This is a genomic window from Isosphaeraceae bacterium EP7 (genome assembly GCA_038400315.1).
Lineage (GTDB): Bacteria > Planctomycetota > Planctomycetia > Isosphaerales > Isosphaeraceae > EP7.
The window spans coordinates 6,828,084-6,854,124 of sequence record CP151667.1; the positions used below are offsets into that span (position 1 = coordinate 6,828,084).

General features: G+C 68.9%; 21 protein-coding genes. 10 read left to right on the forward strand and 11 right to left on the reverse strand.

Annotated elements, in window-relative coordinates; translation table 11 throughout:
* The first annotated feature begins 441 nt into the window (after window positions 1-441).
* A complete protein-coding gene (locus EP7_RS27000) occupies window positions 442-2,760 on the forward strand; it encodes a M56 family metallopeptidase (protein WP_463525361.1) in 2,319 nt (772 codons plus the stop codon).
* 90 nt (window positions 2,761-2,850) lie between these two features.
* Here the strand turns inward: EP7_RS27000 and trpS are convergent, their stop codons facing one another.
* Entirely contained in the window at window positions 2,851-3,813 is a 963-nt protein-coding gene (gene trpS / locus EP7_RS27005) for a tryptophan--tRNA ligase (RefSeq protein ID WP_463525362.1), read from the reverse strand.
* Between the two features lie 327 nt (window positions 3,814-4,140).
* Here trpS and EP7_RS27010 point away from each other — a divergent pair, with 327 nt between their 5' ends.
* Window positions 4,141-4,575 (forward strand): hypothetical protein, encoded by a 435-nt coding sequence (locus tag EP7_RS27010; RefSeq protein ID WP_463525363.1) that lies wholly within the window; start codon window positions 4,141-4,143, stop codon window positions 4,573-4,575.
* Entirely contained in the window at window positions 4,572-6,152 is a 1,581-nt protein-coding gene (locus EP7_RS27015; protein ID WP_463525364.1) for an amino acid permease, read from the forward strand. Before EP7_RS27010 ends, EP7_RS27015 begins: the two co-directional genes overlap by 4 nt.
* On the opposite strand, the gene EP7_RS27020 is transcribed toward EP7_RS27015, so the two are convergent.
* Both EP7_RS27020 and EP7_RS27025 read right to left on the reverse strand, forming a co-directional pair.
* Window positions 6,141-7,073 (reverse strand): alpha/beta hydrolase, encoded by a 933-nt coding sequence (locus tag EP7_RS27020; RefSeq protein WP_463525365.1) that lies wholly within the window; start codon window positions 7,071-7,073, stop codon window positions 6,141-6,143. The genes EP7_RS27015 and EP7_RS27020 overlap by 12 nt on opposite strands.
* On the reverse strand, window positions 7,070-9,646 hold the full coding sequence (locus tag EP7_RS27025) for a ComEC/Rec2 family competence protein (RefSeq protein WP_463525366.1): 2,577 nt from the start codon (window positions 9,644-9,646) through the stop codon (window positions 7,070-7,072). Before EP7_RS27025 ends, EP7_RS27020 begins: the two co-directional genes overlap by 4 nt.
* A 360-nt stretch (window positions 9,647-10,006) precedes the next feature.
* Here EP7_RS27025 and EP7_RS27030 point away from each other — a divergent pair, with 360 nt between their 5' ends.
* From EP7_RS27030 to EP7_RS27050, 5 genes are all read left to right on the forward strand, one after another.
* Window positions 10,007-10,882 (forward strand): tetratricopeptide repeat protein, encoded by an 876-nt coding sequence (locus EP7_RS27030; protein WP_463525367.1) that lies wholly within the window; start codon window positions 10,007-10,009, stop codon window positions 10,880-10,882.
* Window positions 10,883-11,007: 125 nt separating this feature from the next.
* The gene (locus tag EP7_RS27035; protein WP_463525368.1) at window positions 11,008-12,408 is read left to right on the forward strand and encodes a hypothetical protein; all 1,401 of its coding nucleotides are present in this window, start codon (window positions 11,008-11,010) and stop codon (window positions 12,406-12,408) included.
* Between the two features lie 109 nt (window positions 12,409-12,517).
* The gene (locus EP7_RS27040; protein ID WP_463525369.1) at window positions 12,518-13,255 is read left to right on the forward strand and encodes a hypothetical protein; all 738 of its coding nucleotides are present in this window, start codon (window positions 12,518-12,520) and stop codon (window positions 13,253-13,255) included.
* 56 nt (window positions 13,256-13,311) lie between these two features.
* On the forward strand, window positions 13,312-13,536 hold the full coding sequence (locus EP7_RS27045) for a hypothetical protein (protein ID WP_463525370.1): 225 nt from the start codon (window positions 13,312-13,314) through the stop codon (window positions 13,534-13,536).
* Window positions 13,537-13,638: 102 nt separating this feature from the next.
* Window positions 13,639-14,049 carry an Rrf2 family transcriptional regulator gene (locus EP7_RS27050; protein WP_463525371.1) on the forward strand — a complete coding sequence of 137 codons (411 nt, stop codon included), beginning with the start codon at window positions 13,639-13,641 and terminating at the stop codon, window positions 14,047-14,049.
* A gap of 54 nt (window positions 14,050-14,103) precedes the next feature.
* Here EP7_RS27050 and EP7_RS27055 read toward each other — a convergent pair whose 3' ends face one another.
* Window positions 14,104-14,844, reverse strand: coding sequence for a YqjF family protein (locus tag EP7_RS27055; protein WP_463525372.1), 741 nt, complete (start codon window positions 14,842-14,844; stop codon window positions 14,104-14,106).
* Between the two features lie 199 nt (window positions 14,845-15,043).
* Between EP7_RS27055 and EP7_RS27060 the strand changes: the two genes are divergently transcribed.
* Both EP7_RS27060 and EP7_RS27065 read left to right on the forward strand, forming a co-directional pair.
* Window positions 15,044-15,712: a hypothetical protein gene (locus EP7_RS27060; RefSeq protein WP_463525373.1), complete on the forward strand. Its 669-nt coding sequence runs from the start codon at window positions 15,044-15,046 to the stop codon at window positions 15,710-15,712.
* A 208-nt stretch (window positions 15,713-15,920) separates the two neighbouring features.
* On the forward strand, window positions 15,921-16,586 hold the full coding sequence (locus EP7_RS27065; protein WP_463525374.1) for a hypothetical protein: 666 nt from the start codon (window positions 15,921-15,923) through the stop codon (window positions 16,584-16,586).
* 36 nt (window positions 16,587-16,622) lie between these two features.
* On the opposite strand, the gene EP7_RS27070 is transcribed toward EP7_RS27065, so the two are convergent.
* The 7 genes from EP7_RS27070 to EP7_RS27100 all read right to left on the reverse strand — a co-directional run bounded on the left by EP7_RS27070 (window position 16,623) and on the right by EP7_RS27100 (window position 26,040).
* Window positions 16,623-17,174, reverse strand: coding sequence for a hypothetical protein (locus EP7_RS27070; RefSeq protein WP_463525375.1), 552 nt, complete (start codon window positions 17,172-17,174; stop codon window positions 16,623-16,625).
* A gap of 21 nt (window positions 17,175-17,195) precedes the next feature.
* Complete coding sequence (locus tag EP7_RS27075; RefSeq protein ID WP_463525376.1) at window positions 17,196-18,056, reverse strand: fumarylacetoacetate hydrolase family protein; 861 nt, start codon at window positions 18,054-18,056, stop codon at window positions 17,196-17,198.
* A gap of 411 nt (window positions 18,057-18,467) precedes the next feature.
* Window positions 18,468-19,586: a hypothetical protein gene (locus tag EP7_RS27080; RefSeq protein ID WP_463525377.1), complete on the reverse strand. Its 1,119-nt coding sequence runs from the start codon at window positions 19,584-19,586 to the stop codon at window positions 18,468-18,470.
* 528 nt (window positions 19,587-20,114) lie between these two features.
* Window positions 20,115-21,137, reverse strand: coding sequence for a heme-binding protein (locus EP7_RS27085; RefSeq protein ID WP_463528470.1), 1,023 nt, complete (start codon window positions 21,135-21,137; stop codon window positions 20,115-20,117).
* A 321-nt stretch (window positions 21,138-21,458) separates the two neighbouring features.
* Window positions 21,459-21,908, reverse strand: coding sequence for a hypothetical protein (locus EP7_RS27090; RefSeq protein WP_463525378.1), 450 nt, complete (start codon window positions 21,906-21,908; stop codon window positions 21,459-21,461).
* Window positions 21,909-22,049: 141 nt separating this feature from the next.
* Window positions 22,050-22,868 (reverse strand): sensor histidine kinase, encoded by an 819-nt coding sequence (locus EP7_RS27095; RefSeq protein ID WP_463525379.1) that lies wholly within the window; start codon window positions 22,866-22,868, stop codon window positions 22,050-22,052.
* A 94-nt stretch (window positions 22,869-22,962) separates the two neighbouring features.
* A complete protein-coding gene (locus EP7_RS27100; protein WP_463525380.1) occupies window positions 22,963-26,040 on the reverse strand; it encodes an efflux RND transporter permease subunit in 3,078 nt (1,025 codons plus the stop codon).
* Between the last annotated feature and the right edge of the window lies 1 nt (window position 26,041).

Genomic DNA, 26,041 nt, shown 5'->3' on the forward strand with positions numbered 1-26,041 from the left:
CGCGCCGCCGCGTTGCCGCTCCCTGGAAATGCGAAGAAGCCCCGAGGACCACGCCTTGGGGCGGGTCTCGGGGCTTCGCATCTCGTCGAGCCGATTAGCGGCCGCGTGCGAACCCTAAGACCAGGCCCGGCCAAGGAGGCCGAGGGTCGACCGAAGTCGAAGGTCGAGGGATCGCAGGTCGGTCATCGCTGAAATCGGCCCCTTGGCTCGGAATGTCCGCGCTTCGAAGGCCGCGCCGCCCCACGATCGGGGGACGCAGCCGCTCGTTAGATGATAGACCGCCATCCGGGGTTCGGTCAATCCGACGGATTTCCCCCGGCCCTCATCCAAGATTGGCAAGCCCGGGGCGAATTTCCGGTCAGCCGATGCTTGACGTGTCAGATGATTTGTCTTACCTTCCTTTCAGACATTCTGTCTATCGTCGTGCGACGGGAGCTGGCCATGCGGACGATCGTGGATGCGGGCTTGGGCAACGCCGCGGCGGTCGCGCTGCTGGCGATCGTGGCCTGGCTGGTGGGTCGCCTGGGCGGCAGGCCGGCCTGGGCGCACTGCGCCTGGCTGCTGGTCCTGCTCAAGCTGGTGACCCCGCCGCTGGTGAGCGTGCCGCTCTCGTGGCCGACGTACCTGGCCGCGAAGCCAGCCGCCGTGGAAGTCGAGGTGGCCAGCCCTCTGGTGGCCCAACCGATGGCGGCGCCGGCCGAGGCGGCTCCGATCAGCTCCGAGCCTGCGGATTTCGTCCTGGTCGGCCTGCCGGCCGAGTTCTCGGCGGACGTGGATGAGACCGAGGTGACTGAAGTGACCGAGGCGCCCGCCGCCCCGGTTTCACCACCGATTCCGACACCGATCCCCGTCCCGACGTCGCGACCGATCTGGCCCCGGCTGCAATCGGCGGCCGCGACTCACTGGCGGCTGGCCGTAGCCCTGGCCTGGGGGGCGGGTTCGGCCGCCTGGCTGGTCTGCGCGGCGACGCGGGTCCGGCGCTTCCGCCGGGTCTTGAGGCTGGCGAGCCCGGCGCCAGAGGCCGTCCAGGCCCGATCCGACGCGCTGGCGCATTCCCTGGGCCTGAGGCAAGGGCCCAAGGTCTGGGTGATTCCGGGGGCGGTCTCCCCCCTGCTCTGGGCGTTCGGCGAGGCCCCGCGGGTGATCGTCCCTTCGGGGTTGTGGGGCCGGCTGGACGACCTCCAGCGGGACACCTTGCTGGTGCACGAGCTGGCCCACCTGAGACGCCGGGACCACTGGGTCCGGCTGCTGGAACTGCTGGCGACGGCCATCTACTGGTGGCATCCGGTGGCCTGGTGGGCGCGACGTGCGTTGCGCCAGGCCGAGGAGCAATGCTGCGACGCCTGGGTCGTCTGGGCCCTTCCGGGCGCCGCCCGATCGTATGCGACGGCCCTGATCGAGACCGTCGATTTCCTGTCCGAGTCCAGGCCCGTGGTCCCGCTGGCCGCCAGCGGAGCCGGGCCCGTCGATGACCTAAAGGAGAGACTGACCATGCTCGTCAACGGTGCCCCGCCGCGAAGCCTCACACCGGCCGGCCGCCTGGCCGTCCTGGGCCTGGCCGTCGCGCTGCTGCCGCTGCTCCCCACCGCGGCCCGCTCGGCCGCCGATTCCCCCGAGTTCCGCGCCGTCCCCCTGGCGTTCAACTTCACCGCCGTCGCCGATGACGACGATGAGGCCAAGAAGGAAGTCGAAGCCAAGGCGAAGAAGGAAGCGGCCGAGGCCGAGGAGCTGTCCGAAAAGGCCGAGAAGCTGGCCGAGAAGGCCGAAGCCGAGGCTTCGAAGATCGAGGAGCAGGCCGAGGCCATCGCCGCCAAGATCGAGGCCCAGGTCGAGGTCATCGCCGAGCAGGTCGAGGCTCAGGCCGAAGCCCTGGCCGAGAAGGCGGAAGCCCTGGCCGAGAAGGCCGGCGCCGAGGCCGAAGCCCTGGGCGAGAAGCTGGGCAAGCAGGCCGAGGCCCTGGCCGAGTCGATGCAGGCCAAGGCCCTCGAGTTGGGCGACAGCGCCTTGAAGAGCCTGAACTCGCAGCTCGAAACCGCGAAGGAGGACGACGAGGCGGGCGACCCCGACATCAAGCAGTTCAAAGAGAAGGTGCGGGAGCAGACCCGAGGCATCGACCGCAAGAAGCTCGATGAGCTGCGTCAGAAATCGCTCGAACTCCGGGCGAAGAATCGCGAAGAGCGACGCAAGCCCCTCAGCCCGGAGAAGCAGGCCGAGGTCGACAAGGCCCGCGGCGAGCTGAAGCAGGCCGAGAAGGCCCTGGCCGCCGCCGCCAAGAAGCTGGCGGAGCTGCAAGGTCATCCCCAGTTCAACCTGATGTTCCGGATCGATTCCGGCGAAACGACGTCCACCCTGTCGGGCCAGGAAGGCCACGGGGCGGTCACCATCAAAGGCCACCCGCTCGACGGCAAGGACGTCGTGGTCATCGGCGAGGATGGCAAGGAAGACGAAAAGGCCAAGGCCGAGCAGGACAAGGAGAAGAGCAACGACGACAAGGCCAAGGCCGAGAAGGATAAGGAGAAGGGCAACAAGGAGAGGAAGCAGCTGAGGGAGAAGCAGCAGCAGGCGAAGGAGAAGGCACGACGCGACGCCCGCAACCTCCGCCGGCCCGAGCCGCCGGTCCCTCCCGTGCCCCCGGTGCCCCCCGTGCCGCCCGCGGACGTGAAGGCGCCGTCCGGCGACCAGGAGCGGCGGCTGGCCGAGATGGAGAAGAAGCTCGACCGGCTGATCGAAGCCCTGAAGAAGGATAAAGACGACAACTGACCCGGACGAGCGGGCCGCCCGAAGCTCGACGCATGCCCGGGGCACCGCCCCGGGCATGCGTCGTTTCCTTTCGAAGAGGTCGTCGGCCGATCAGTCGGCCCCGCAGGCGGCCCGGGCGCGGTCGAGCACCGGGCGGGCGGTCTTGCGGGCCCGCTCGGCGGCTGCGGCCCTCACCTCGGCGACGCGAGACGGATTGGCCACCCACTCGGCCCTGCGGGCGCGAGGCTCGTCGAAAGCGGCGATGATCGAGTCGGCAAGCCGCGTCTTCATCTCGCCGTAGCCGATCCCCCCCTCGCGGTAGCGCCGGTCCACGTCGGTCAGGTCGTCGGCACTTGCAAACAGCTTGTACAGGCTGAACAAGGGGCAGGTGGCGGGGTCCTTGGGGGCCTCCACCGGGGTACTGTCGGTGACGATCTTCTTGACCTTCTTCCGGATCAACGCCGGCTCGTCGAAGATCTCGATCGTGTTGCCGTAGCTCTTGGACATCTTCCGGCCGTCGAGGCCAGGGACCACGGCCGAGGCGTCCAGGATGTAAGGCTTGGGCAGCCGGAACGTCTCGCCGTAGACGTGGTTGAACCGCTCGGCGATGTCCCGCGTAATCTCCAGGTGCTGCTTCTGGTCCTGGCCCACCGGGACGAGGTCGGCGTCGTACAGCAGGATATCGGCGGCCTGGAGCACGGGGTAGGCGAACAGCCCGTGATCGGAGGGCAACCCCTGCTGCACCTTGTCTTTATAGCTGACGCACTTCTCCAGCCAACCCATGGGCGTGACGGTCGTCAGCAGCCAGGCCAGCTCGGCCGTCTCCGGCACGTCCGACTGGACGAACAGGGTGGCCACCTCGGGGTCGAGCCCCAAGGCCAGCAGGTCGACGATCACGTCGAACACGTACCCGCGCAGCTTGCCTGCGTCGCGGACGCTGGTGAGCGCGTGGTAGTTGGCCACGAAGTAGAAGGCCTCATTGCCGCGTTGCAGCTCGACATACTGGCGGATCGCGCCGAAGTAATTGCCGATGTGCAGGGCCCCGGACGGCTGGATTCCCGACAACACGCGCATGATGGAAACGCTCGCTCCGCTGGCAACCTTCCGCCCCTCGCCCGAGGCCACTTCGCCGCCAAACCATCGTACCATCCGGCCGACGAGCCTTCCAATCGCGGCACGTTGGACGGTTCCGGCCTGGCTGGTAGGATGTTGGCGATCGCCGACCTGAAAATCGGCGAGACCTCGATGGTCGGCACCCGCGACCCCAGGACGGGCGGGGCGAGTTCAACCGTTGCAGGGGATGCCATCGGGTCGCCAGGACGCCGAAGGCCAGGCCATGCTCCTGATACGGCGGCGACCGGCACCGATCCACGAATCAATCGTCTCTAACCGGATGAAACGATGGCAGTCAACTTCTACGACGACAACGGCATCCGCTTCGAGTACCCGGAAGACTGGGAAATCGAGGACAGCCAGGAAGGGCCCGTGACGACGATTGCCCTGCAATCGTCCGAGGGGCCGGCGTTCGCGATCATCACGGTCGATGACACCATGCCCACGATCGAGGAGGTCTCCGAGGCGGCCGTGGAGGCGCTGCGGGATGAGTATCCCGCGCTGGATGCCACGCCGGTCACGGAGACGTTCGCGGGGTTCCCGGGCATCGGGTACGACATTGAATTCATCAGTCTGGATATGGTCAACGCCTGCTCGACGCGGTGCGTGCGGACTCCCAGGCGGACGATCCTGGTCTTCGGCCAGTGGTCGGACATCGAGGGGGACGAACCGGGCGAGGTGGTCCGGGCCATTCGAAGGTCGCTGGCGGAGACCGACGCATGACCGAGGCGGAACTCGTGGCCGGGTCGATGGTAGACCTGGAGGCCGCCGCGGTGGCGGAGGATGAGGCGAGGCAGGCGAGCGCCGACATCGAGACGCTGAGACGCATGGGGTACAAGCAGGAGCTTGCCCGGCGGCTCTCGGCGTTCTCGAATTTCGCCATCTCGTTCGCCGTGATCTGCATCCTCTCGGGGTGCGTCACGTCGCTGCACCTGGGGCTCTGCGCCACCGGCGGGGCGGCGATCGGCATCGGCTGGGCGGTCTCCTGCCTGTTCTCGATGGCCGTGGCCGCGTCGATGGCGCAGCTTGCCTCGGCCTTCCCGACCTGCGGCGGGCTCTATCACTGGGCGTCGATGCTGGGCGGGCGCGGCTGCGGCTGGGCGACGGCCTGGTTCAACCTGGCGGGCCTGATCACCGCGACGGCCTCGGTCAACGCGGGCTGTGCCTTGTTCCTGCTCAACACGGTCGGCCCCACCATCGGCGGCGATGCCGACCCCGCAGGCTGGAGCGAAGGCCAGCGAGTCATGGCGCGGGGCCTGCTGGTCGCGGCGATCACGCTGAGCCAGGCAGGCTTCAACCACCGGGGAATCCGCCTGACCTCGCGGCTGATCGACGCCAGCGGATATCTGATCTTGTTCGTCACGATGACGCTGACGGTAGCGTTGCTGGCCTATGCCCCGAGCTGGGATTGGTCGCGGCTGGTGACCTTCTCCAACTTCAGCGGCCTGCCCGCCGAGGCCCCGGTCTGGCCCAGGACCGACAACCTGGCCTGGCTGTTCGTGCTGGGCCTGCTGCTGCCCGCGTACACGATCACCTGCTTCGACGCCTCGGCGCACGCGGCGGAAGAAACAGTGGGGGCAGCGGAGGCGGTACCTCGGGGGATCATGCGATCGGTCTGGGTCTCCTGCCTGTTCGGCTGGATCATGCTGAGCGCACTGGTGCTGGCCATGCCCAGCCTGGCCGAGGCGGTCGAGCATGGCGAGGGGGCCTTCGCCTGGACCATCGCCAAGATCATGCCGCGTGGCCTGGCCCTGGCGTTCTTCGCGGGAATCGCCGTGGCGCAGTATCTCTGCGGCCTGGCGGCGGTGACGTCGACCTCGCGGATGGCCTTCGCCTTCGCCCGCGACGGCGGCCTGCCGTTTGGCAACGCCTGGGTGCGCCGGGTGAGCCCCCGGTTCGCCACGCCTTCGGTGGCGATCTGGACGACCTCGACGGCGGCGATCGCGTTCACCGTCTCGACGAGAGTCTATTCGTCGATCGTCTCGGTCTGCATCATCTTCATCTATCTGTCGTACATCATCCCGATCTCGGCCGGCCTGCTCGCGCACGGGCGGACCTGGACGGCGATGGGGCCGTGGACGGTGGGGCGCTGGTTCAAGCCGCTGGCGACCTTGAGCGTGCTGGGCGGTCTGCTCCTGATCGCCGCGGGCATCGCCCCGCCCAATGACACGGCGGCCTACCGGGTGGTTGGCGGCGGGATCGCGGCGCTGGCGCTGGCCTGGGTTCTGGTTGAACGCAAGCGTTTCAAGGGGCCCCCCTTGATGGACATGCTGGACCACACGAGGGCGTCAGACGCCTGACGGATGATTCGCGACCGCGTTTTCGAGGAAGGCGACGACCGTGGCGGCAAGCTCGGGCCCGCCCACCTCGAAGACGTCGGAATGCCTGGCGCCCGGCACTTCGAGGTAGAGGGCGGGCCGCGCGAACGCATCGGCGAGTCGGCGGGCCTCGGCGGAGGGGACGAGGGGGTCGTTGGCCCCGTGGATCACGCAGGCGGGGATCGAAAGCTGCGGGGCCAGCAGCATCGGTGCGCTCCGGCCCACGGGCACACGGGCCAGCCGGCCCGCGCGGCGGAGCATGGGGCGGGCCAGCGAGCCGGGAAGGCGGCGGCTACGCAACAGCCGGGCCAGGGTCTGCGAGAGGTCGGGGTCGGGGGCTTCCAGCACCAGGGCGGCAATCCGTGGGTCGGAGGCGGCGGCCCGCACGGCGTTGGCCCCCCCCATCGAGCGGCCCCAGAGGGCAACCCGGGCCGCTGGATCGAGCTTACCGGCGACCAGGTCGACCCAGCCGCGCAGGTCGGCCACTTCCCGCCCGCCGAAGGTGACGAAGGCCCCGCCGCTGCGGCCGATGGCGCGATTGTCGGCGACCAGCACGCTCCAGCCAGCCTCGGCCAGCGCGTCGGCCCGGCCGAGCATCGCGGCCCGGTCCTCGCCGAATCCGTGCAGCAGGATCGCCGCCCGGTCGGTGCCGGCCAGCCGCCAGGCGCCCGAGAGCTTCGAGCCGTCCGGGGCCACGTCCTCGACCGACTCCCAGGGGTGGGGCTCGGGGTGATGGCCGACGTACCGGCGAGACGGGCTGACCAGGGCCCAGGCCCCCCACTCGACGGCGACCAGCCAGGCCGCGAGCCCCAGGCCGACGGCCAGGCCGAGCATCCCGACGAAAAGGCCCGTCGGCGACAAGGCAAACGACAAGGCGAACATGGATGCGTAGACGCTGCTCATGGATCCGGCCCCGTCCCGCCCCGTTCCAGCCAGCCGTCGACCGCCAGGCCGCCCGACCCCGATCTCGTCGCCATCGTCGCCGCCGGCCGCACCCGCAGGGCGCCGCGTTGCCAGGTCCGCCAGAGCGGGATGCCTCGGCCGTCCAGGATGGACAGGGCGTCGGCGGCGCCCGGGGCCGGCTCGCGCTGGCTGACGAGGACGACGGCCGGCCTCGCCCAGTCGTAGAACCAGGGCGGGTTGGCCGTCCGCCCGCCGTGATGCGGCGCGACCAGGGCATCGTAGCCTGGAGCGGCGTTCCGGGCCAGTTCGGTCAGCCCCGGCCCTTCCAGGTCGCCGGTCAGCAGCAGTCGCAGCCCCCCCAGCCGAACCTCCAGAGCCAGGCTCCGGTCATTGTCCCGCGACGACTCGGGCCAGCCGACCGGCGGGTGCACCGCGTCCAGGGCCATCGACCCCAGGTTCACCGAAGCCCCGCTCGAGCACTCGCGGACGGGGATGCCTCGGGCCCGGACGGAATCGAGCAGGGCCGAGACCTCGGGGGCACCCCCGGAGTCGAAGCCGACGGGAACGACCACCTCGCCGATCTCGAACCGGTCCATCAGGTCGGGCAGGCCGTTGTAATGGTCTGAGTCGGCGTGCGAGAGGAAGACCGCCTCGATCCGCGAGACGCCCCGGTCCCAGAGCGCCGGGGCGATCACCCGCCGGCCCACCGTGGGCTGGCCCATCCGGCCGCAGTCATAAACCAGGCAGCGGCCGTCCTCGGCCTGGAGGATGATCGACAGCCCGTGGTCGACGGCCAGGACCTCGATCTCGGGCGTCACGGGGCGCGGCGGGAACCAGGTCGAGGCCAGCCCCAGCGCGCCCCATGCGGCGAGGGCCATCCATGCGGGCCGAAGCATCCGTCCCCGCGCCAGCATCGCCAGGCCCAGCATCAGGTAGGCGGCCAGGGCCCACCACCAAGCCGGCCCCGGCGTGAACCAGTGGCCGCCGGGGACCGATTCGCCCCAGCGGACGATCGCCTCGGTGGCCCGCAGCATCAGGCCACAGGCCCAGCCCGCGGGCACGCCCAGGGGCATCCAGAGTGCCGAAAGGCCCAGCGTCAGGCCCGCAGCCAGCAGCGCCAGCGAGGTCAGCGGGATCAGGGGGATGTTCAAGGCGATGCCGATGGGCGAGACGATGTGGAACCGCAGGGCCACCAGCGGCAACGCCGCCAGCCAGACGATCGTCGACAGCGCCACCCCTTCCCAGGCCGAGCGGGCGAGCAGGCGCATCAATCTCTTCCAGGCCGGCTCATAGAAGCGTTCGAGTCTGTCCAGCGGCTTCAAGGGGCCGCCGATCGTGCGGCCGAGGACCGGGATGCGCCAGGGCCGCCGGGCCAGCGAATCGGCCGCGGCGATGGCCCTGGGGACCAGCCAGAGGATGGCGGCGACGGCCAGGAACGAGAGCTGGCAGCCGATGTCGAAGAGGTCCGATGGGTTCCAGGCCAGGGTCATCAACGCGGCCACCGCAAGGATGCCGGCGGCGGCCCCCTTGCGGTCGGTGCACGCGGCCAGGCAGGCGGTGACGACCATGGCCGCGGACCTGAGCACCGACGGGGCCAGGCCCACGAGCACGCCGTAAGCCAACGCCGCCAGGGCGACCGCCGCCCAGGTCCGGCGGCGGCCGACGCCCAGCAGCCTCAGCCCATAGCCTAGCGCCAGGGCCAGCACTTGCAGGTGCAGGCCCGAGATCGCCAGCAGGTGCGTCGTCCCGGTGCGAGCGAAGGCGTCGCTGACCTCGGGGTCGATCGCGCCGCGGCGGCCCAGCAGCAGGGCCGAGGCCAGGGGCGCCGCGGACGGGTCGAGCCCGCGGGTCAGCAGGGCGTCGCTCCAGGTCCGGGTCCGGCCCAGCCAGCGACGGCCCCAGGCCTCGCCGGGCCAGGTCGCCGGGGCCGTCGCGTCGGGATCGGGCCAGACGGCCGCGGCGCCGGCATCGAGCCGAAGGCGGATTCCCTGACCCCGCAGGTAACCTCGGTAGTCGAACTCCCCCGGATTGCGCGGCGGGGTGATAGTCGAGAGCGAGCCGGCCGCGGCGACGAGCGAGCCGGCGTCCAGGTCCGACCGGTCCCCCTGGGCGTTGACGAGGGCACGCCCCGAGGCGGGTTGCCAGCTCCCCCGGTCGTGGACCTCCGACAGTTCCAGCACCAGGCGGGTCGAGCCCCGGTCGTCGGGCCGGCTGCCGGCGTCGGGCGGGCGGAACCCCTGGCGCTCCAGGATCAGGCCGCGAACCCAGGCGGGCCGGGGCGTCGGGCCCAGGCTGACGGAGAGGTCGTCCGTGGCCCGGTCGGACCACCGATGGTGGTGCCAGCCGCCCCCCAGAGCCAGGCAGGCCGCCAGGGCCAAGACCCAGGCCAGCCGCGGCCTCCGGCGGTCGAGCCGGGGCACGATCAGGCCGCAAGCCAGGGCGATCACCGCCCATCCGGCGGTGCCCAGCGGGTCGGCGAAGCGGTCGAGCGCGATGCCGGCGATCAGGGCCAGAGTCGCCGGGGCCAGCGGCGGCCAGGGGGGGCGGTTCGTCGACGCTTCGGGCTGGCTCACGGGTGGCCCCGAAGGAGGTCGCCGACCGCCGGGCACCCCGCGACCGGCCTGCCCGTCGCCCGAGGTCCCCTTCCCTTCTAGCTTAAGGCGCCGGCGACGCCCGGGGACAGCCCGCCCCCCGAACCCCCGCGCAAGGCCCGGGACGGCCCCGGGTCCGAAGCCCATCGGCCCCCCCAGGCGCGAGGCAATTGCGATCGTTCGGGATTGACCGGCCCGGGGATCGGCCGTACGTTCCCACGCCCGTGAAGGGACCTCGGCCCCACGCCTCGACCTCGGTCCGCCGAGGGCGATCGCCCGGCGTATCGACGCGGCCGGGATCCCGCGAGGGTGGATCGAGGACCGGGCCGGGAGGGCCTGACGATGGGACGCCTGGTCAGGCCCTGGAGGGCTGCCGCCACCGCGCTGATGCTCGGCCTCTGCGGCTGCCAGGCCTGGCACGACCGCGAGGCGGCTTCGAAGGACCCGGCACGCGACGCCCAGGTCCAGCAGGTCAGCCGCCAGGCCCAGGATGCCATCGACCGCGGCGACCCGGCCACCGCGCTGGCCCTGCTGCAGCAGATGGTCGCGCTGGCCCCGCGCTCGGCAGAGGCCCACCACCGGATCGGCCGAGTGCTCCAGGAGCAGGGACGGCTGGCCGAGGCCCGCGCGTCCCAGGCCCGGGCGCTGGAGATCGACGATGAATATGTGAATGCCCTGATCGCCATGGGCGAGGTCGAGCTGGCGATGGGCCGGCCCGACGAGGCGCTGGTCCGGCTCGACGCGGCCATCGAGATCAACCCGGCCCCCTCCGAGGCCCACCTGGCACGCGGCCGGGCCCTGCAAGCCCTGGGCAGGCCCGACGACGCACTGGCCGCCTACTTCCGCGCCCTCAACGGCGACCCCAACCTGACCGCGGCCATGCTCCAGGTCGCCGCCATCCAGCTCGCCCGCAAGCAGCCCGAGCAGGCCCTGGCCCGCCTGACGCACGCCCTGGACCTGACCCCCGACGACCCCGAGGCCCTGCACGGCCGCGGCATGGCCCTGCTGATGCTGGACCGCCCCGCCCTGGCCGCCGCCGACCTGCGCAAGGCCGCCGACCGCCTGCCCGACCGCCCCGAGGTCTTCTACCACCTGGCCCTGGCGCTTGAGGCGAACCACCAGGCACCGGCCGACGCCCTGAAGGCGGCCGAGCACGCCCTGAGTCTCGCCCCGGGTTACTCCGACGCCAAGGCCCTCTCCGAACGCCTCAGGCGCTAGCCGGGCAACCGCGGGGCAACCGCCGCCCCGGCCGTTCCGCGGGGCGGCTGGCTCGGATATGGTGTGCCGGCGGCCGTCGCCGATGGGGGTTGCGGCCGGATGCGCCACAGCCAGGAGGTCGCGCCATGAGCCTGCCCGATCGCGTCGGTCGGAGTCTATTCGTCGCCCTGGCCGTCGGCATGGCCTGGGGGATCCGCGGGGATTTCGGCCACCTGATCGGCGCGATGTATCCCGGGGCGGCCCTGGCCATGGCCCTGGCGTACGTCAGCGGCCAGGCCTCGATGGCTGCCTGGATGCCCGTCCTGGCCGCCCTGGCCGCGCTCGGCATCGGCTCGGGCGGCACGATGAGCTACGGGATGCTGCACGGCTACGCGCAGGCGGACATCCCGGTCAATTACGCCTACGGGTTCGGCACCCTGTTCCTCCAGGGGTCGGCCTGGGGGACCTTCGGCGGGGCGCTCATCGGCCTGATGCTCGAGCGCAGGCCGATGCGCACGGCCGACTGGCTGGCCCTGGCCGCGTGCATCCTGGGGGGCGGCTGGGTCGCGTCGTTCCTGGTCGTCGACGTCCTGGGCTTCCAGATCAACCCGCCCCGGAACAACGGCTCGATCGGCTACTTCGGCGCGGCGATCGGCCAGATCGCCTGGCTGGTGGCCAGCGACCGGCGGATGGGGCTGCGGGGCGCGGTGCTCGGCTATGTCGGATTCGGCCTGGGCATGGCGGGCGGCCGGCTGCTGGGGAACCTGGCCAATGTGGGGCAAGTTCCTTATGGGTATACGATCAACCACTGGAACGTCATGGAGACCTCCTGCGGCATGATCGCCGGCTTCATCTACGCGTTCGGCATGCTCGGCCAGGCCTTCCCCACCCCCGCGCCCGAGGACCGGCTCAGCCTGGGGGTGGCCTCGGCCTGGAGCATCGCCTTCGTCCTTGCGGGCATCCCGGCCTGGCATCGGCTGGCCCGGATCCAGCCCCAGAAGAAGCTGGCCGAGTGGTCGGGATTGCTCGGCGGCTACGGCTATGCCGACCCCGACGGCCTGGCCCGCAAGGTGCTCTGGATGCTCGACGGAACCTGCGTGCTGGGCCTGGTCGGCGCGGCCCTCTGGATGGCCATCTATCTGGGCCACGACCGGAACCGCAGGCCGTCGCCGCTGCCGGTGCTCTGGCTCTCGCTGACGATGCTCCTCTTCCAGAACATCAACGCGCTCTACTTCTTCTACCCGATCCGGCCCAATCTGATCAACATGCACAGCGTCTTCTGGGTGCTCTTCGCCCTGATGGCCCTGTATGCCGCATTCGCCCGGCCCTCGGAGTCGGCGGTCGCGGCCCCCGAGGTAGACGGCCTGGAGCCCGAGGCCCCGTTCGCCTGGGCGGCCTGGCTGGGCGGTTCGCTGGTCGCGCTGACCCTGATCATCTTGCTGGCGGGGCTGGTCAACGGGCCGACGACCATGGCGACGGCCAACACCCGATGGCCCGTCTGGTCGTGGTCCCAGGGCCCCTTCCCCGGCCGCGTCGCCGGGCCCTGAAGCCGACGCCCGCCCCATCAACGGAGCGACCCGCGACGATCATCGGATCGTCGCGGGTCGGGGCGTGTTCGGAGGCTCGTCGGCAGCTCAGCAGCTGCAGCAGACGGGCATGTTGTTCATCATGACGCAGCAGGTGCAGCCGGACTTCATCATGGAGGTCATGCAGTCGCAGCAGGCCTGGATCATGGCGCAGCAGGCGGCGTCGCCGCTGGTGCAGGTCATGCAGACGCCCATGTCGCAGGGCTCGCACTTGGTCATGCCCATCATCATGTTGCAGTTGCAGGCCATCATGCCGTTCATCATGCAGCAGCAGGACATCATGCTGCCGGCCATCATGGTGCAGAGGTTCTGCAGCATGGCGGCGGACATCTCGTCCTCGCACTTGCAGGTGACCTTCATGCCGCCGGTGCACTTCTCGAAGGTCATGGTGCAGCGGGGCACCATCATCATGTTCATGCCGGCGGGCGTGGTCGTCGGCGCGGTGCCGGTCATCATGCCTGCGGCCGGCATCCCCATGCCCATGCCGGTCATGCCCATCATCGTGCCACGTTCCATCATCTTCGCGGTCGCCATCGGTCTCGGCCTCCCAGGTTCGGCGTCTCACCTTCAAGGCCGGCGATTCCGGCCATTCATGGGTCGCATTCTTCCGGAAAAAGGCGCGACTTGCAAGGAGTTGGATCGGAAATATTCGCAACTGATCATGATAAAGTTGATCATCAACGAAAAGCTGATCGAGATTCGTAACACCCCAAGAAGCAGCCCCTTAGACCGCCCCAGGCGGGCAGAAAAACAACGCCCCGAAAGATTCTTGGGATTTTCTCCTTGCCAATCTCACCAATGCCGATAACCTTAGTGAGGTATCCGACGAAGACGCCGCCCGACAGCCGCAGTGGGAGCCTTCGCATGCGTCAGTTTTCGATCCAGATCGCGGGAGACGGGTTCCAGATTGCCCAGCCCTGGTTCGCTCAGGCGGCCGCCCCCGGCCTGATGCCCTGCCCCACGGCCTGCCTGCCCGTGGCCGACCAGCAGACGATGGCCCTGGAGGTCTACCGGCTGGCCTACGAGCGGGCAATGCGCATGGCCCGCCCCTCGATTTATCAGCGTGCCTGCGCCACCTGCCCCAACTGAGATCGGGGTTGGCGCGGCGAAGGGGGGGCGGCGTGCCTCCCCTCGCGGCCTTGGCGTGCCAGGTTGCCGGTTGGCACGGCGCTCGACGGAGCCGAGCATCCGATGAAGATCTCCGCGAAGGCCGAGTATGCCTGTTTGGCGATCATCGAGCTGGCCAGGGATGCAGCCCCCTTCCTGCCCAGGCCCGCACGCGAGATCGCCGAGGCCCAGGGTATCTCCGAGCCCTACCTCGTCCAGATCCTCCTCAGGCTCAAGGCCGCCGGGCTCGTCCAGAGTGCACGCGGGGCCGTCGGCGGGTACCAGCTTGCCCGCGACCCCGAGTCGATCACCGTCGCCGAGGTGATCTCCGCCATCGACGGGCCGGGCGAACGCCTGGGACGCAAGGGAGGCATGGCCGCCAGGGCCCTCATTGACCTCCTGGTCAACGCCAGGGCCGCCGAGCAGACGGTCCTCACGTCGACCTCGATCGCCGACCTCGCCGGCCGCGTCCCGCGCAATGACTGGGTGCTCTAGCGTGACCATCGCCCGTCCTCCTCGCCGAGATCGAGACACCGGAACCCGCCGATCTCAGGCCGGGCGGAGCGGGTAGACCCGCACGCGGACCTCGGCCGCGTAGTGCGCCAGGGGATCCGACGCGGGGCGGGCGATTCCCGACGCGGCCAGCAAGGTCTCGTCGAGCCGCAGGAGCCTCGCGGGCTGGAGCGGGTAGGGCGTGTGGTGCACCCGGCCCGAGATCAGGCCGCGACGGCCCAGGGTGTAGAGCAGATAACGCTCGGCGAGGAAGTGCTCCAGGGTGCCGGGGCGAGAGGCGGCCGGCGTCCCCTCGGGGCGATAGGCCAGGTCGCAGCCGGCCGGCGTGGGTCCCGGCCAGAGCCGCTCCGAGCGATACGAGATCGACCCATCCGACCCGTGCGCCTGCCCCATCCGGGCGAAGTGATAGGGAAGGTTCCAGAACCGCCGGGCGATGCGCACCGCGACCGAGCTGGCCGCGTCGAGGCTGAAGAACCAGACCCCCGGGTTTTTCCCCCGGTGGTGCACGTACGTCCGGACGTTGACCTCGTGGAAGTTCGACAGCCCCGGCACGGCGGGCGCCCAGGTCGGGCGGACGCCGGTCATGGTGAACGGGACGAGGCCGACGTAAGCCGTCCCATCGAAGGTGTCTACCTCCAGGCCCTGCGGGATCAGGGGGCGGAGCACCTCGACCGGCACGGGCCAGTGCAGGAAGAGCAGGTTCGCCCAGCGCTGACGCATGGCCGTCCGGCCGCTGGGGAGGAGCGTCGGTGTCAGGCGGTCGATGGCGTCGTCCACGGGGTTCTCGCCTCGGGAGTGGGACACGGGGCGGTCGGAGAGGGGGCTCAAGGTCATTCCATCCGCCCGAGGGCAACCGGCAAGGTTCGGCCTCGGCCGTCGCCGGCGACCCGGACGTTGGAATAGACTGGCTGGCCGTGAGCGATGCTCCAGGATGGCAACGCACTGCCGAAGATGGCGAAACGTCGGGGTGCCGCGGATGGACACGAAGATCTGGTGGACAACCTTCCACCGTTGGGGGTGGATCCTCCTACTCCGAGGCAACGAGCTCCACCTCCTGGAGATGACCGGGCCCCAGCACCTCCGGGCGTTGAACCGGGCCGTCGAGAACCTGACCGAGGGGGAGGAGCCGGCTTACGTTGGCGCGAAGTCGGTGAAGACCATCCGGCTGGGGTCGATCCTCGGTGCCGTCGTGGATCCCGACGATTTCAGCCTGACGCTGCGGACCGAGGGAGGCCGGCCCAGGACCCTGGAATTCACCCCGGGTGCGGGGGCCGGCGAGATCGTGCGAGCCATCCTGTCCAGGACGGGCCGGGCGTATCACGAGGAGAGGCGAGAGATCGGCCTGAGAACGGCCTTGCTCGGGCCGACCATCGGGGCCGTCGTGTCCACGGCCGTCTGCATCTTGCTCCATCCACGCGTGATGACGCTGGCCGCTGGACTGCAAATCGAGCCGATCAGAGTCATGGGCGGACGCGACCGCGGCGGCCAAGTCCTGGCAGATCTCTTCAACCTGTGTGCCCGGGTGCTGGGTGTCAAAGGATTTTACCTGCTCGTGGCCGCGCTGCTGGTCCTGAATCTGAGATGGGCAGTCCGGGCAGCCACCAACAGGCCAATGCTCACCGCCTGGGAGGTCGAGCGGGCCTGACCCGATTCCTGCCGCCCCACTTTCCCCGGTGATTTCCGGCTGAGAACGCTTGCCCGACCCTTCGAGGGGCAACAGTCCATTGCCCTTTCACCTGCTTCGAATATGTCCTAGACTTTTCTGCGTTACCCATCAAACCGATCGGACGTGCATCGAAAGGCCCGAGATCTCGGGCCGCGGTCGGGATGCGCCATCGCAGCGGAAAGGAACGATGATGGAGTCGCGGATCTGGCTGAAATCTGAGGAGAAGTGGGCCTACATCCTGATGCTGAGGGAGTTCGAGGTCTTCAAGCTGAAGGTCACCGGGTCGATGATCACGCTCAAGCGCAACCTCAAGGCGGTGCTCGACGCGTTGGAACAGGGCAAGGCGCCCGCGGACGCGGGGGCCAAGTGGGTCGAGACTCTGGACGTCCGGACGATCGCCAAGGCCGAGGTGGACCCGGGCAACAGCGGCCTGACCCTCCACTCCGAGGGCGATAAGCCGACGTCGATCTCTTATTCGACGGGCGACAGCGACGCCGACACCATCCTGCAGACGATCCTCGAGCGATCCGGCCGCACCTATCAGCCGACGCAGGAAGAGGTCGGGGTGGTCGAGGCCGTGCTCCCGCCCCTGTTCGTCGGTGGCATCGTCGGCCTCTTCTTGGGGGGCGTGTACAGCGCGGCGACCGAGATCGCCGCGGGCAATGACGTCGAGGTCGACGGGCTCCGCCGCCGGGGCCTGAAGCGGCTCCTGATCACGATTGCCGAGATCATCGGCGTCAACGGGTCGATCGCCATCGGCGTCATTCTGCTGGCCCTGATCGTCGCCTGGATCATACGGCGGATCGTCCACCGCCCCGAGCGCACCGTCTGGCTCCCCGCCGCCCAGGCCTGACCGGAACCCGGCGATCGCCTTCCCCGCGTCGCTCGATCAATGATCCGACGCGGAGAAGGCGTACCAGTCGCCCGTGAGATGGACCCGATCGTAGCGGCCCATACCGTATGGAGAGCCCTTGGGATTGGGCCTGTGGGCGATGCCCCAGGAGGTGATGAAGGGGCCGTCTTCGGATGTCCCGGTCCGGAAGTAGACCCCGCCCCTCGGGTCGGCGTCCCGCCGATCGACCCGGTAGAGCCCGAGCGGCCGGCCCGGATCGTGAGGGCCGGCAAGCCCCGCCTCGAAGGCGGAACGTGAGGCCGCGAAGCCCAGCCGCACGGGGAGGCTGACGCACAAGGCGGCGAGCGTCAGGAGAAGGGTCGCCCCGGCGGACAGGGCCCAACTCCGCGTCCTGCTCGCCCTCGCCGCTTCGCCCGGCCGCTGACACTCCTGGGAGGCCGACCGCAGCACGGCGAAGGCCGTGAGGGGGAGCCAGATCAAGGAGAAGGTGAATGCGGCGAACAGGCCGAGGCTCATCCTGGCCGGCCAGATCGACAGGACGAGCAGCGCCAGACTTGCGCCGATGCAGAGCTTCGACGCAAGTCTCATGGACGACCTCGCGGGCCTGGATCAGTGCCTGACGACCGGGTTGCGGAGGGTTCCCAGGCCGTCGATCTCGACCTCGCAGACGTCGCCGGGCTGGAGCCAGACGGGGGGCTTGCGGGCCATGCCGACTCCGGGAGGGGTCCCGGTGAAGATGAGGTCGCCGGGCTCCAGGGTCATGATCTGGGAGAGGTAGGCGACCACCTCGTCGACTTTGAAAATGAGCTGGTCGGTGCTGGAATCCTGCATCGTCTTGCCGTTCAGACGCAGGCGGATGCCCAGGGCGTGGGGGTCGGGCACCTCGTCGGCCGTGACCAGGGCGGGGCCCACGGGGGCGAACGTGTCGAAGGTCTTGCCGGCCATCCACTGCTTGCCGGGCTTGTTCAGCTGCCAGTCTCGCGCCGAGACGTCGTGGCCGACCATGTAGCCGGCGACGTAATCCATGGCGTCGCCGCGCTCGACCAGCTTGCAGGTGCGGCCGATGACGAAGACCAGCTCGGCCTCGTAGTCGACCTCGGTGCTGACCCTCGGCAGGACGATCTCGGCCCCCTGGCCGACAAGCGTCGAGGGATACTTGCTGAAGAGGATCGGCTCGGTGGGGATTGCCATCCCGCTCTCTTCGGCGTGATCGCGATAGTTCAGCCCGAGGCAGATGATTTTCTGGGGGTCGGGGATGGGCGCGAGCAAGACCGCCTTGGCGGGGTCGTACTTGACGGTCCCCTTGGCCTGAGCCTCGGCGGCGCGGGCCAGCCCGTCGGGCCCGAGCGCGAGGATCTCGCGGACGCTGGCCGGCAGCGCGGGGTCGGCCGCGTTGAGGTCGACGTATTGCCCCTGGAATGTCCCGCAGGCCCTGGGCCCGCCCTCGGTCTTCACGGTCACCAGGCGCATCGCTTTTCCATCTCCGGCCGTTTCCAAAAGTCCGGCCCGACCCTACCGAATTCCCCCGCCCGAGGCCAGTGCCCCCCGCCCCGCCCCCGAATCCTTCGCCCGGAAAACAGGGGCCCCGCACCGGGGCCAAGTGCCGGTGCCGGCCCCCGTTTTCAGGGGTCTGCAATGAGCCGCCCGCCGAATCTTGGGCGTCCCTTTTTCGCATCATCGCCGGCCACCCTCCGCCCCGAAGGCCGGACAGGCCGGCGTTTTCGAAGGCACCTTCAGCCCGGGACGCGCCGGGGCCCGGGCTCATGGGCGGACGGCCCTGGGCGTCCGACGAAACGCGGGACTTTTCGCTCCGAATTGCCAAAGAGCCCAAGGAACAGAGGCGTGGAGTCTTGCTTCCGGAGGCGACGCCCCCGGCGAAGGTTAGCAGGAGAGGAGCAAGGCCTGGGCCGCCTGGCGTCGAGCACGAACCTGGCGCAACTTGCGGGAGTTGCGTGCCTTGCGACCCGCCTCCGGCGCCCGTCCGGGCCCCTCGGTGGCTTCGATCGGGACGCTCGCGGCGACGGCCGTCGGGGTGGCCAGGTCCCTCATGGCGTCGGCCAGCTGGACCCGTCCGGAATGGGCGCAATCAGCCCCAGCCCGGGACACGGAAGTTGTTTCTGAAATAGGACTTGCGGCCCCCTGCCCAGCCTGACGGGGCTCATCGGCCTGGCGGAGATTCTCGGCGGTTTCGGGGCGGCGGTTCTTGTCGAGGAGGTCGAGGGCCCAGCGCATCCGGCGGAAGCTGGCGGCCTCGTAGCGACGGATCAAGGCGAGCGCCGGGTCGAGGTCGACGGCGTATCCCAGGGCCGTGGCCTCGCGGAGGTCGTCCTCGATGTCGTCAAGCGTCCGTTCCTTGCGGCCGATCAGCCGTTCGAGCTGGTCGTCGACGAGCGCCTGCCGGAACTCGATCGCATCCAGACCTTCGGGGGCGTTGATCGGCGTCTCCAGGTCGCGCAGGTCGGCGGCGACCCCGAGCATGTTCAGGGCCATGTTCCGCTGCTCGTCGGTCCACTCGCCCGCCTTGTCGAGCGCGAACCCCAGCATCCGCCAGCGGTCAATCAGCCATTCGCACCCCGGCGCCGACGACGCCAGCACCATCGCCGTCTCGGCCGGCCGCCGCCCCAGCGCCCGGGCCGCCTTCGCAACAACGGCCTTCCGCTCATCCCCCCAGCAATGCCCGGCCCGCCGAGCCCTGAAGTCGCGGGCCAGGTCCTCTTCCACCCGGCACCGCTCGATCCGCAAGCTCTCCACGGCAATCGTCTCGACCAGCCCCATCTCGAACGCATCCATCGGGCAGAGCGACGCACTCCACATCGCCACCCTGTCGGCCAGAGCGTTCCTCTCCCGCTCGGCCACCACCACCCCCGCCCCGGCCAGCCCGTGAACCAGGCTATTTCGCCGGGACTTCTCCTTACCATCGGCCGATTTCGGCCCGGTGCTGCGCATGGCATTGCGGCGGTTGGCGTCGATGCGCTTCTGGCTGACTTCGATTTTGCCCATGGTGCTGCGTCGCTTCCTGGGATGGAGTTCCGGGTGTGAGCCATCCCGTCGCGACGTCGCGTCAGGATGGTCTTCACGAACAATCATCCCCAATGCGGGACAAGCCTTGCAACGGAATTCTTCCAGCCCATCCGGATTTTCCCCGAATAAGGGGGGTTGATCGTCCCGATGCCGCGAGGCTGAGGCCACGAACCCTGAAAAGATCGGGCAAAGCCGGGGGGATAAGTTCAGGTCGGCACGATCCCGAATGCGACGGCGATCCCGACCAGCAAGAGGGCGAAACCCTCGGCGATCGTCATCCGCCCCCGGCAACGACCGTCGTGACGCAGGGATTCGGCCTGCCGGATGGGTACCCACCAGACCATCGGTCTCCCGGCTTTCGCGATGATGAGCCGCGCCCGATGCTCATGGACACTTTGATCCCATCCGGGAGTTCAAGAAGCCCTGACAAAACCCGGGCACCCGCCGATATTGCGAGGCGTGAGCGGTGGTTTTGCCAGGGCTTCTCAGCGAGACGAGCGGCCCCGTCTAACCCGGCACGACCTGGTAGGGTTCCGGCGACTTCTCCAGGGTGGCGATGCTGATGTGCGGCCAGACGGCCCGCCCCGGGAAGTCATCCTGGCGAGGATGGAAGAAGTGGAGCATGACGACTTGCGAGTATTGCAGCCTCAACTTGGGCTTCCCCGATTCGTCCTTCTCGGCGAGTTCCTGAATCCAGAACGTCGACTTCATGCTGACCGGCTCGGCCTCGCGGACCGAGAATGGGACATTCGTGATCCCGGCGCTCTTCCGATCCGTGTCCACTGTCAACGTCGTCGTCCGGACGATGTTGACGCCCTGGTTCGCGAAACGAAGGATCTGGTTCATGTCGGCCGGACTGAATCCGGGGAACGTGGGCGCCCCGACGGTTCCCTTGAACGGGTTGTCGATGTAGTGCTTGTATGGCTCCAGATACGGGTCGCTCTTGAAGTCGTAGTTCGGGCCGCTCACGTCCTCGAAGCGGCCAAAGGGCAACCCGCTCACCGGCGGGATCGGCGGCATGCCGTCGTGGACCTCCGATCTGCCGAGGGCGAGGACGGAGTTTCCGTGCGGAATCGATGCGAGTCGTGCGACGTCGAGCTCCACTTCCGTCACTTGGTCGCCATTGATGTGGTCGTCCTTGGTCCTGCGATTCTTATCGTACAACCATAAGCCGGGTTCGTGGTGGATCGGCAGGCCTGCCGCACCCGCGAGGCCGCTATGAGGCCGGTCTTCCGCCGCGACCTGGGCGATCTTCTGCTGATAATCGACGGTGGCGACGAACTGGTCGGAATCGGGAAGGCCGGGCCGCGACATGCCTCGATTGGGGACGCCGTCGTCGACGAAGGTGAACCGAAGTTCTTCGTCGTACTGATTCATCAGGAGGCGGAATTTGAACCCCGCGGGCGGCGACGGGGCCATCTGGAACGGCAGGGCAATCATGTTCCACCCGGTGCCACGTCCGTTCCAGACCCCCAACAGTTGTTCGAGAGGCCCAAGGTCATGGAGCGGCGGAGTGCCTTGAGTGGTCAATCGTTCCGCTTGCGCGGGCTGCGGAGGGATGATCTCGGCAAACTTACGGCCACTGCCGCCTGCTTGACTGGGCTGAGACATGGTGCTTTGTCCTAGGTGATGTGGATGACACGCCGCTTGTTATTACGACGTGTCACATGGTCGCAGATTCCAGGATCTGACAAAGCATTTTCACGGCAAAATTCAAGTCGATGGGATCCAGGCACCTGGAACGATCCCCATCCAAGGAGATTTTCAGGATCGCGCACCGTTGACGTCCATAAGATCTATGAGTTCTTCAATGAAACCGTCGGTCGGGGTGGAGCCCTGTCCGGCGACGTTTCACGGCGAGAAGATGATCCCGACTCGCTTTTCACCGAATGGTCCTTCAGTCCCGTTGGGGCCGTAGAGTGCCTCGGAGACGACGTATTGCTGGACCACGAGGAAGAGCGCGAAGGCCGTGCAGCCCGCGATGATCAGGTACCATCGATCGACGAGCGGCCCACGCCGACCGAGCGAGAGCACGTCCGCCAGGGCGGGCGACCCCAGGAGGAAGCAGACGAAGTGCGCCACCGAAAAGGCGGGTCCAATCAGGGTCCGACTACGCACAACACCCTGGCTAGCGAGCAGCAACAACTCGACCGAGAACACACCAAGGACAAGCCACGACACACAGACGAACAGACGGCTTATGAGATCGGACTTCATCGCGTAAAAATTCAGGAAGGCGCAATAGGCCGTGTTCGCGACGAGGGCGACAGGGATCGAGAGAAGGATGGCGAAGCCTTCCAACGGGATGCTCCGCGACTCGTGAGGAACGCGGCGAAACCTCTCACAATCCGGAGGTCGAACGCCGGGAGGGGACTGCCCCCTCGCGCTCCCCCCGACGTTGCGATCCTCGCACATCGTCCGGGCTGAGATTTACCGGTTCATTCAGGCGATGGCTTGCTTGAGGGGGGCGGGGCAAGCGGGGAGGATGAGGGTGAAGGTGGTTCCCTGGTTGGGGCGGCTCTCGGCCCGAAGGCGGCCCCGGTGGGATTCGACGATGTCTCGGCAGACGGAGAGGCCCAGGCCGGTCCCGCCCATTCCGGTCTCGTCGGGGCCGATCTTGGTGGTGAAGAAGGGGTCGAAGATGCGGCGGAGGTCGTCGGCGGCGATGCCGGTGCCGGTGTCGCCGACGCTCAGCTCGGCCTGCTGGCCGGTGGGGTCGAGGTGGACGCGGACCTTGACGGTGCCGCCGCCGGGCATGGCCTGGCGGGCGTTGATGATCAGGTTGAGGAGGACCTGCTGGATCTGGGCGGGGTTGATCCGGGCGTGCGGGGTGCCGTCGGCCTGATAGTCGACCTGGACCCTGGCCTTGGAGAGGTCCTTGTTCAGGAGCTGGAGGACTTCCTGCGTGAGCCGCGAGAGGTCGGTGGCCGAGCGGCGGTCGGCGCGGGGGCGGGCTAGGCCGAGGACGCCTCCGGTGATGGTGGAGGCCCGTTGCGCGCCGTCGAGGATCTTCTCGAAGGCACGCTCGCGGAAGGCGGGGTCGGGGTTGCGCAGGCCGAGCTTGGCGTAGTTCAGGACCGGGGTCAGGGCGTTGTTCAGCTCGTGACAGACCGAGCCGGCGAGCACGCCCAGGCTGCTGACCCGCTGGAGGGCCACCACCTGTCGCCTGAGGGCGGCGAGTTCCGCGGAGAGTTCGACGACCCGACGCTCGGCGTCGGACGCGACGAGCTTGCTGGTCGTCTGCCTGGTTGGTGCGGCCATCGTTTCCACCCCCCCGCCCCGGCCCTGACCGTCCTGTCAAGGCCACAGGCATGGTATCGGCCGGGGGGCGGGGGCGGGTTGAGGCGGCGATGGGTCAGAGTTCCACACTCCGGGGTTGACGGGCGGCGAAGAGGGGATAGATGGCGGGGAGGACCAGGGCGGTCAGGAGGGTTGAGGTGAGAAGGCCGCCGATGACGACGGTGGCCAGGGGGCGCTGGATCTCGGCGCCAGGGGTGACGGAGGTGGCCATGGGCAAGAAGCCGAAGGCGGCGACCAGGGCGGTCATCAGGATCGGCCGGAGGCGGGAGAGCGAGGCCTCGCGGGCGGCCTCCCGGGGCGGGTGGCCGGCGTCGCGCAGATGTTCCACGGCGCTGACCCAGACGAGGCCGTTGAGGACGGCGACCCCGAAGAGTGCGATGAAGCCGACGCCCGCCGAGATCGAGAAGGGCAGGTCTCGCAGGGCCAGGGCGAAGATGCCTCCGGTGGCCGCGGTGGGGACGGCCAGGTAAATCAGCAATGCCAGGCGCATCGATCCGAACGAGCTGTAGAGCAGCAGGAAGATCAGGCCGAGCGCCACCGGCACCACGATGAGCAGGCGGCGAGTGGCGGTCTGCAAGTGCTCGAACTGGCCGCCCCAGCGGAGGACGTAGCCGGGGGGGAGGCTGACCTTGGCGGCGATGGAGCGCTGGGCCTCGGCGACGAAGCCGGCGAGGTCGCGGTCGCGGACGTTGACGCCGACGACGGCCCTGCGCTGGACGTTCTCGCGCTCGATCTCGCTGGGGCCTTCCTCCATCGTGATGTCGGCGAGGTCGGCCAGCGGGATGGGCCGGCCGAGGGGGTCGGCGACGCGGATCGAGCCGATGCGCTCGGGGCTGTCGCGCCAGGCGAGCGGGAGCCGGATCTGGATGGGGTGGCGGGCCTGGCCTTCGAAGACCATGCCGACGGTGGTCCCCCCCTGCGCGGAGATGGATTGGAGGACGTCGGCGGCCTGGATCCCGTAGCGGGCGAGCTGGTCGCGGCGCACCGTGACCCTGAGCATCGGGAGCCGGCCCGAGGTGGGGACCTTGATGTCGCGGGCCCCCTCGATCTTGGAGAGCACGCGCTCGATCTCGGTCGCTTTCTCGCGGAGCACGCCGAGGTCGGGGCCGTACAGCAGGGCGGCGACGTCGCTCTTGACGCCGGCGACAAGCTCATTGACGCGCATCTCGATTGGCTGGCTGAAGCCGAACTTGACGCCGGGCACCTGGGCGGAGAGGACCTCGTCCATCTTGCGGATGAGCTCGTCGCGGGTGACCCCCTGGCGCCACTCGGACTGGGGCCTGAGCATGGCCCAAACATCGGTCTGATGCACACCCATCACATCATTGGCGATCTCGGGCCGGCCCGTCTTGCAGAAGACGGTGCGGACCTCGGGGAAGGTCTTCAGGATCGTCTCGATCTGGGTCGACATGGGGACGGCCCCCTCGAGCGCGGCCGACGGGATGCGCACGGCCTCGATGAGGAGGTCGCCCTCGTTGAGCCTGGGCATGAACTCGGCGCCAAGGTTCAGGGCCACCGGCACGCTGGAAGCGACGAGAGCGACGGCCAGCAAGGCCGCGAGGACCGGGCGATGGACGAAGGCGTCGAGGATCGGGGCATAAAGGCGCTTGAGGATGCGTATGACGAGAATTTCGCGGGCGGCGGGGACGGCCTTCAGGGCCAATGACGCGAGGACGGGCATCAATGTGAGTGAGAGGACCATTGAGCCGGCCAGGGCGAAAATCACGGTGAGGGCCATCGGCCGGAAGAGCTTCCCCTCGGTCCCTTGCAGGGCCAAAATCGGCAGGTAGACGATGGCGATGATCAGCTCGCCGAAGAGGGTGGGCTTGCGGACCTCGACGGCGGCGTCGCGGATGATGGCGAGCTTGGATCGCGTGCCTGCCTCGTGTCCGAGGCGATGGACACAGTTCTCGACCATGATGACGCTGGAGTCGACGATCAGGCCGAAGTCGATGGCGCCCAGGCTCATCAGGCTGGCGGAAAGGCCGGTGGCGAGCATGACGTTGGCGGCGAAGAGCATCGACAGCGGGATGGCCAGCGCGACGATCAGGCCGCCGCGGAGGTCGCCCAGCAGCAGGAGCAGCACGGCGACGACGAGGATGCCCCCCTCGGCCAGGTTGTGGAGGACGGTTTCCAGGGTCTGCTCGATCAGGTGCGAGCGGTCATAAAGGGGCTCGATGGTGACGCCGGTGGGGAGGGCGGCGTTGATCCGTTTCAGCTCCGCCTTGACGTCCTCGACGACGAGCCTGGAGTTCTGGCCGATGAGCATCATGACCAGGCCGACGACGATCTCGCCCTCGCCATCGCGGGTGGCCAGGCCCGCGCGAATCATGGGGGCGATGGTGACGTTTGCCAGGTCTTTGATGGTGACGGGGACGCCGGCGCGCTCGTCGACGACGATGGCCTCGATGTCGGGGATGCCGTGGGCCTGGCTCTCGCCGCGGATGTAGCGGGCCTCGCCCTCGTGCACCAGGTAGCCGCCGCCCACGTTGACGTTGTTGGCGTTCAGCGAGTCGACGATCCGGGCCATGGTCAGGCGGTAGGCGTTGAGCTTGTCGGGGTCGACCTCGACCCGGTACGTCTTCAGCTCGCCGCCGTGGCTGTTGATCTCGGTGACGCCCGGCACGGCGCGGAGCTGGTAGGAGACGAACCAGTCGAGGATCGTGCGCAGCTCCATGGGGCTGACGCCCTTGCCCTTCACCTGGAACTGGTAGACCTCTCCCAGGGCGGTGGAGATGGGCCCGAGGCCGGGAGTCCCGTAGCCGGGGGGAATGGCCTGCGCGGCGCGTGAGAGCCGCTCGCCGACGAGCTGGCGGGCGCGGTAGATGTCGGTCCCCTCGCGGAAGACGACGGTGACCACGGAGATGCCGAATTTGGAGACGGAGCGGATCTGCTCGACGTCGGGCAGGCCGCTCATGGCCCCCTCGACGGGGAACGAGATGAGGGTCTCGACTTCCAGGGGGGAGAGCGCGGCGGCCTCGGTGAGGATCTGGACCTGGACGTTGGTCAGGTCGGGGATGGCGTCGATGGGCAGGTTCAGGGCGGAGTAGACGCCCATGGCGGCAACCAGGGCGGTCAGGGCCAGGACCATGAACCGGTTGCGCAGCGAGCCCTCGATGAGTGCGTTGAGCATG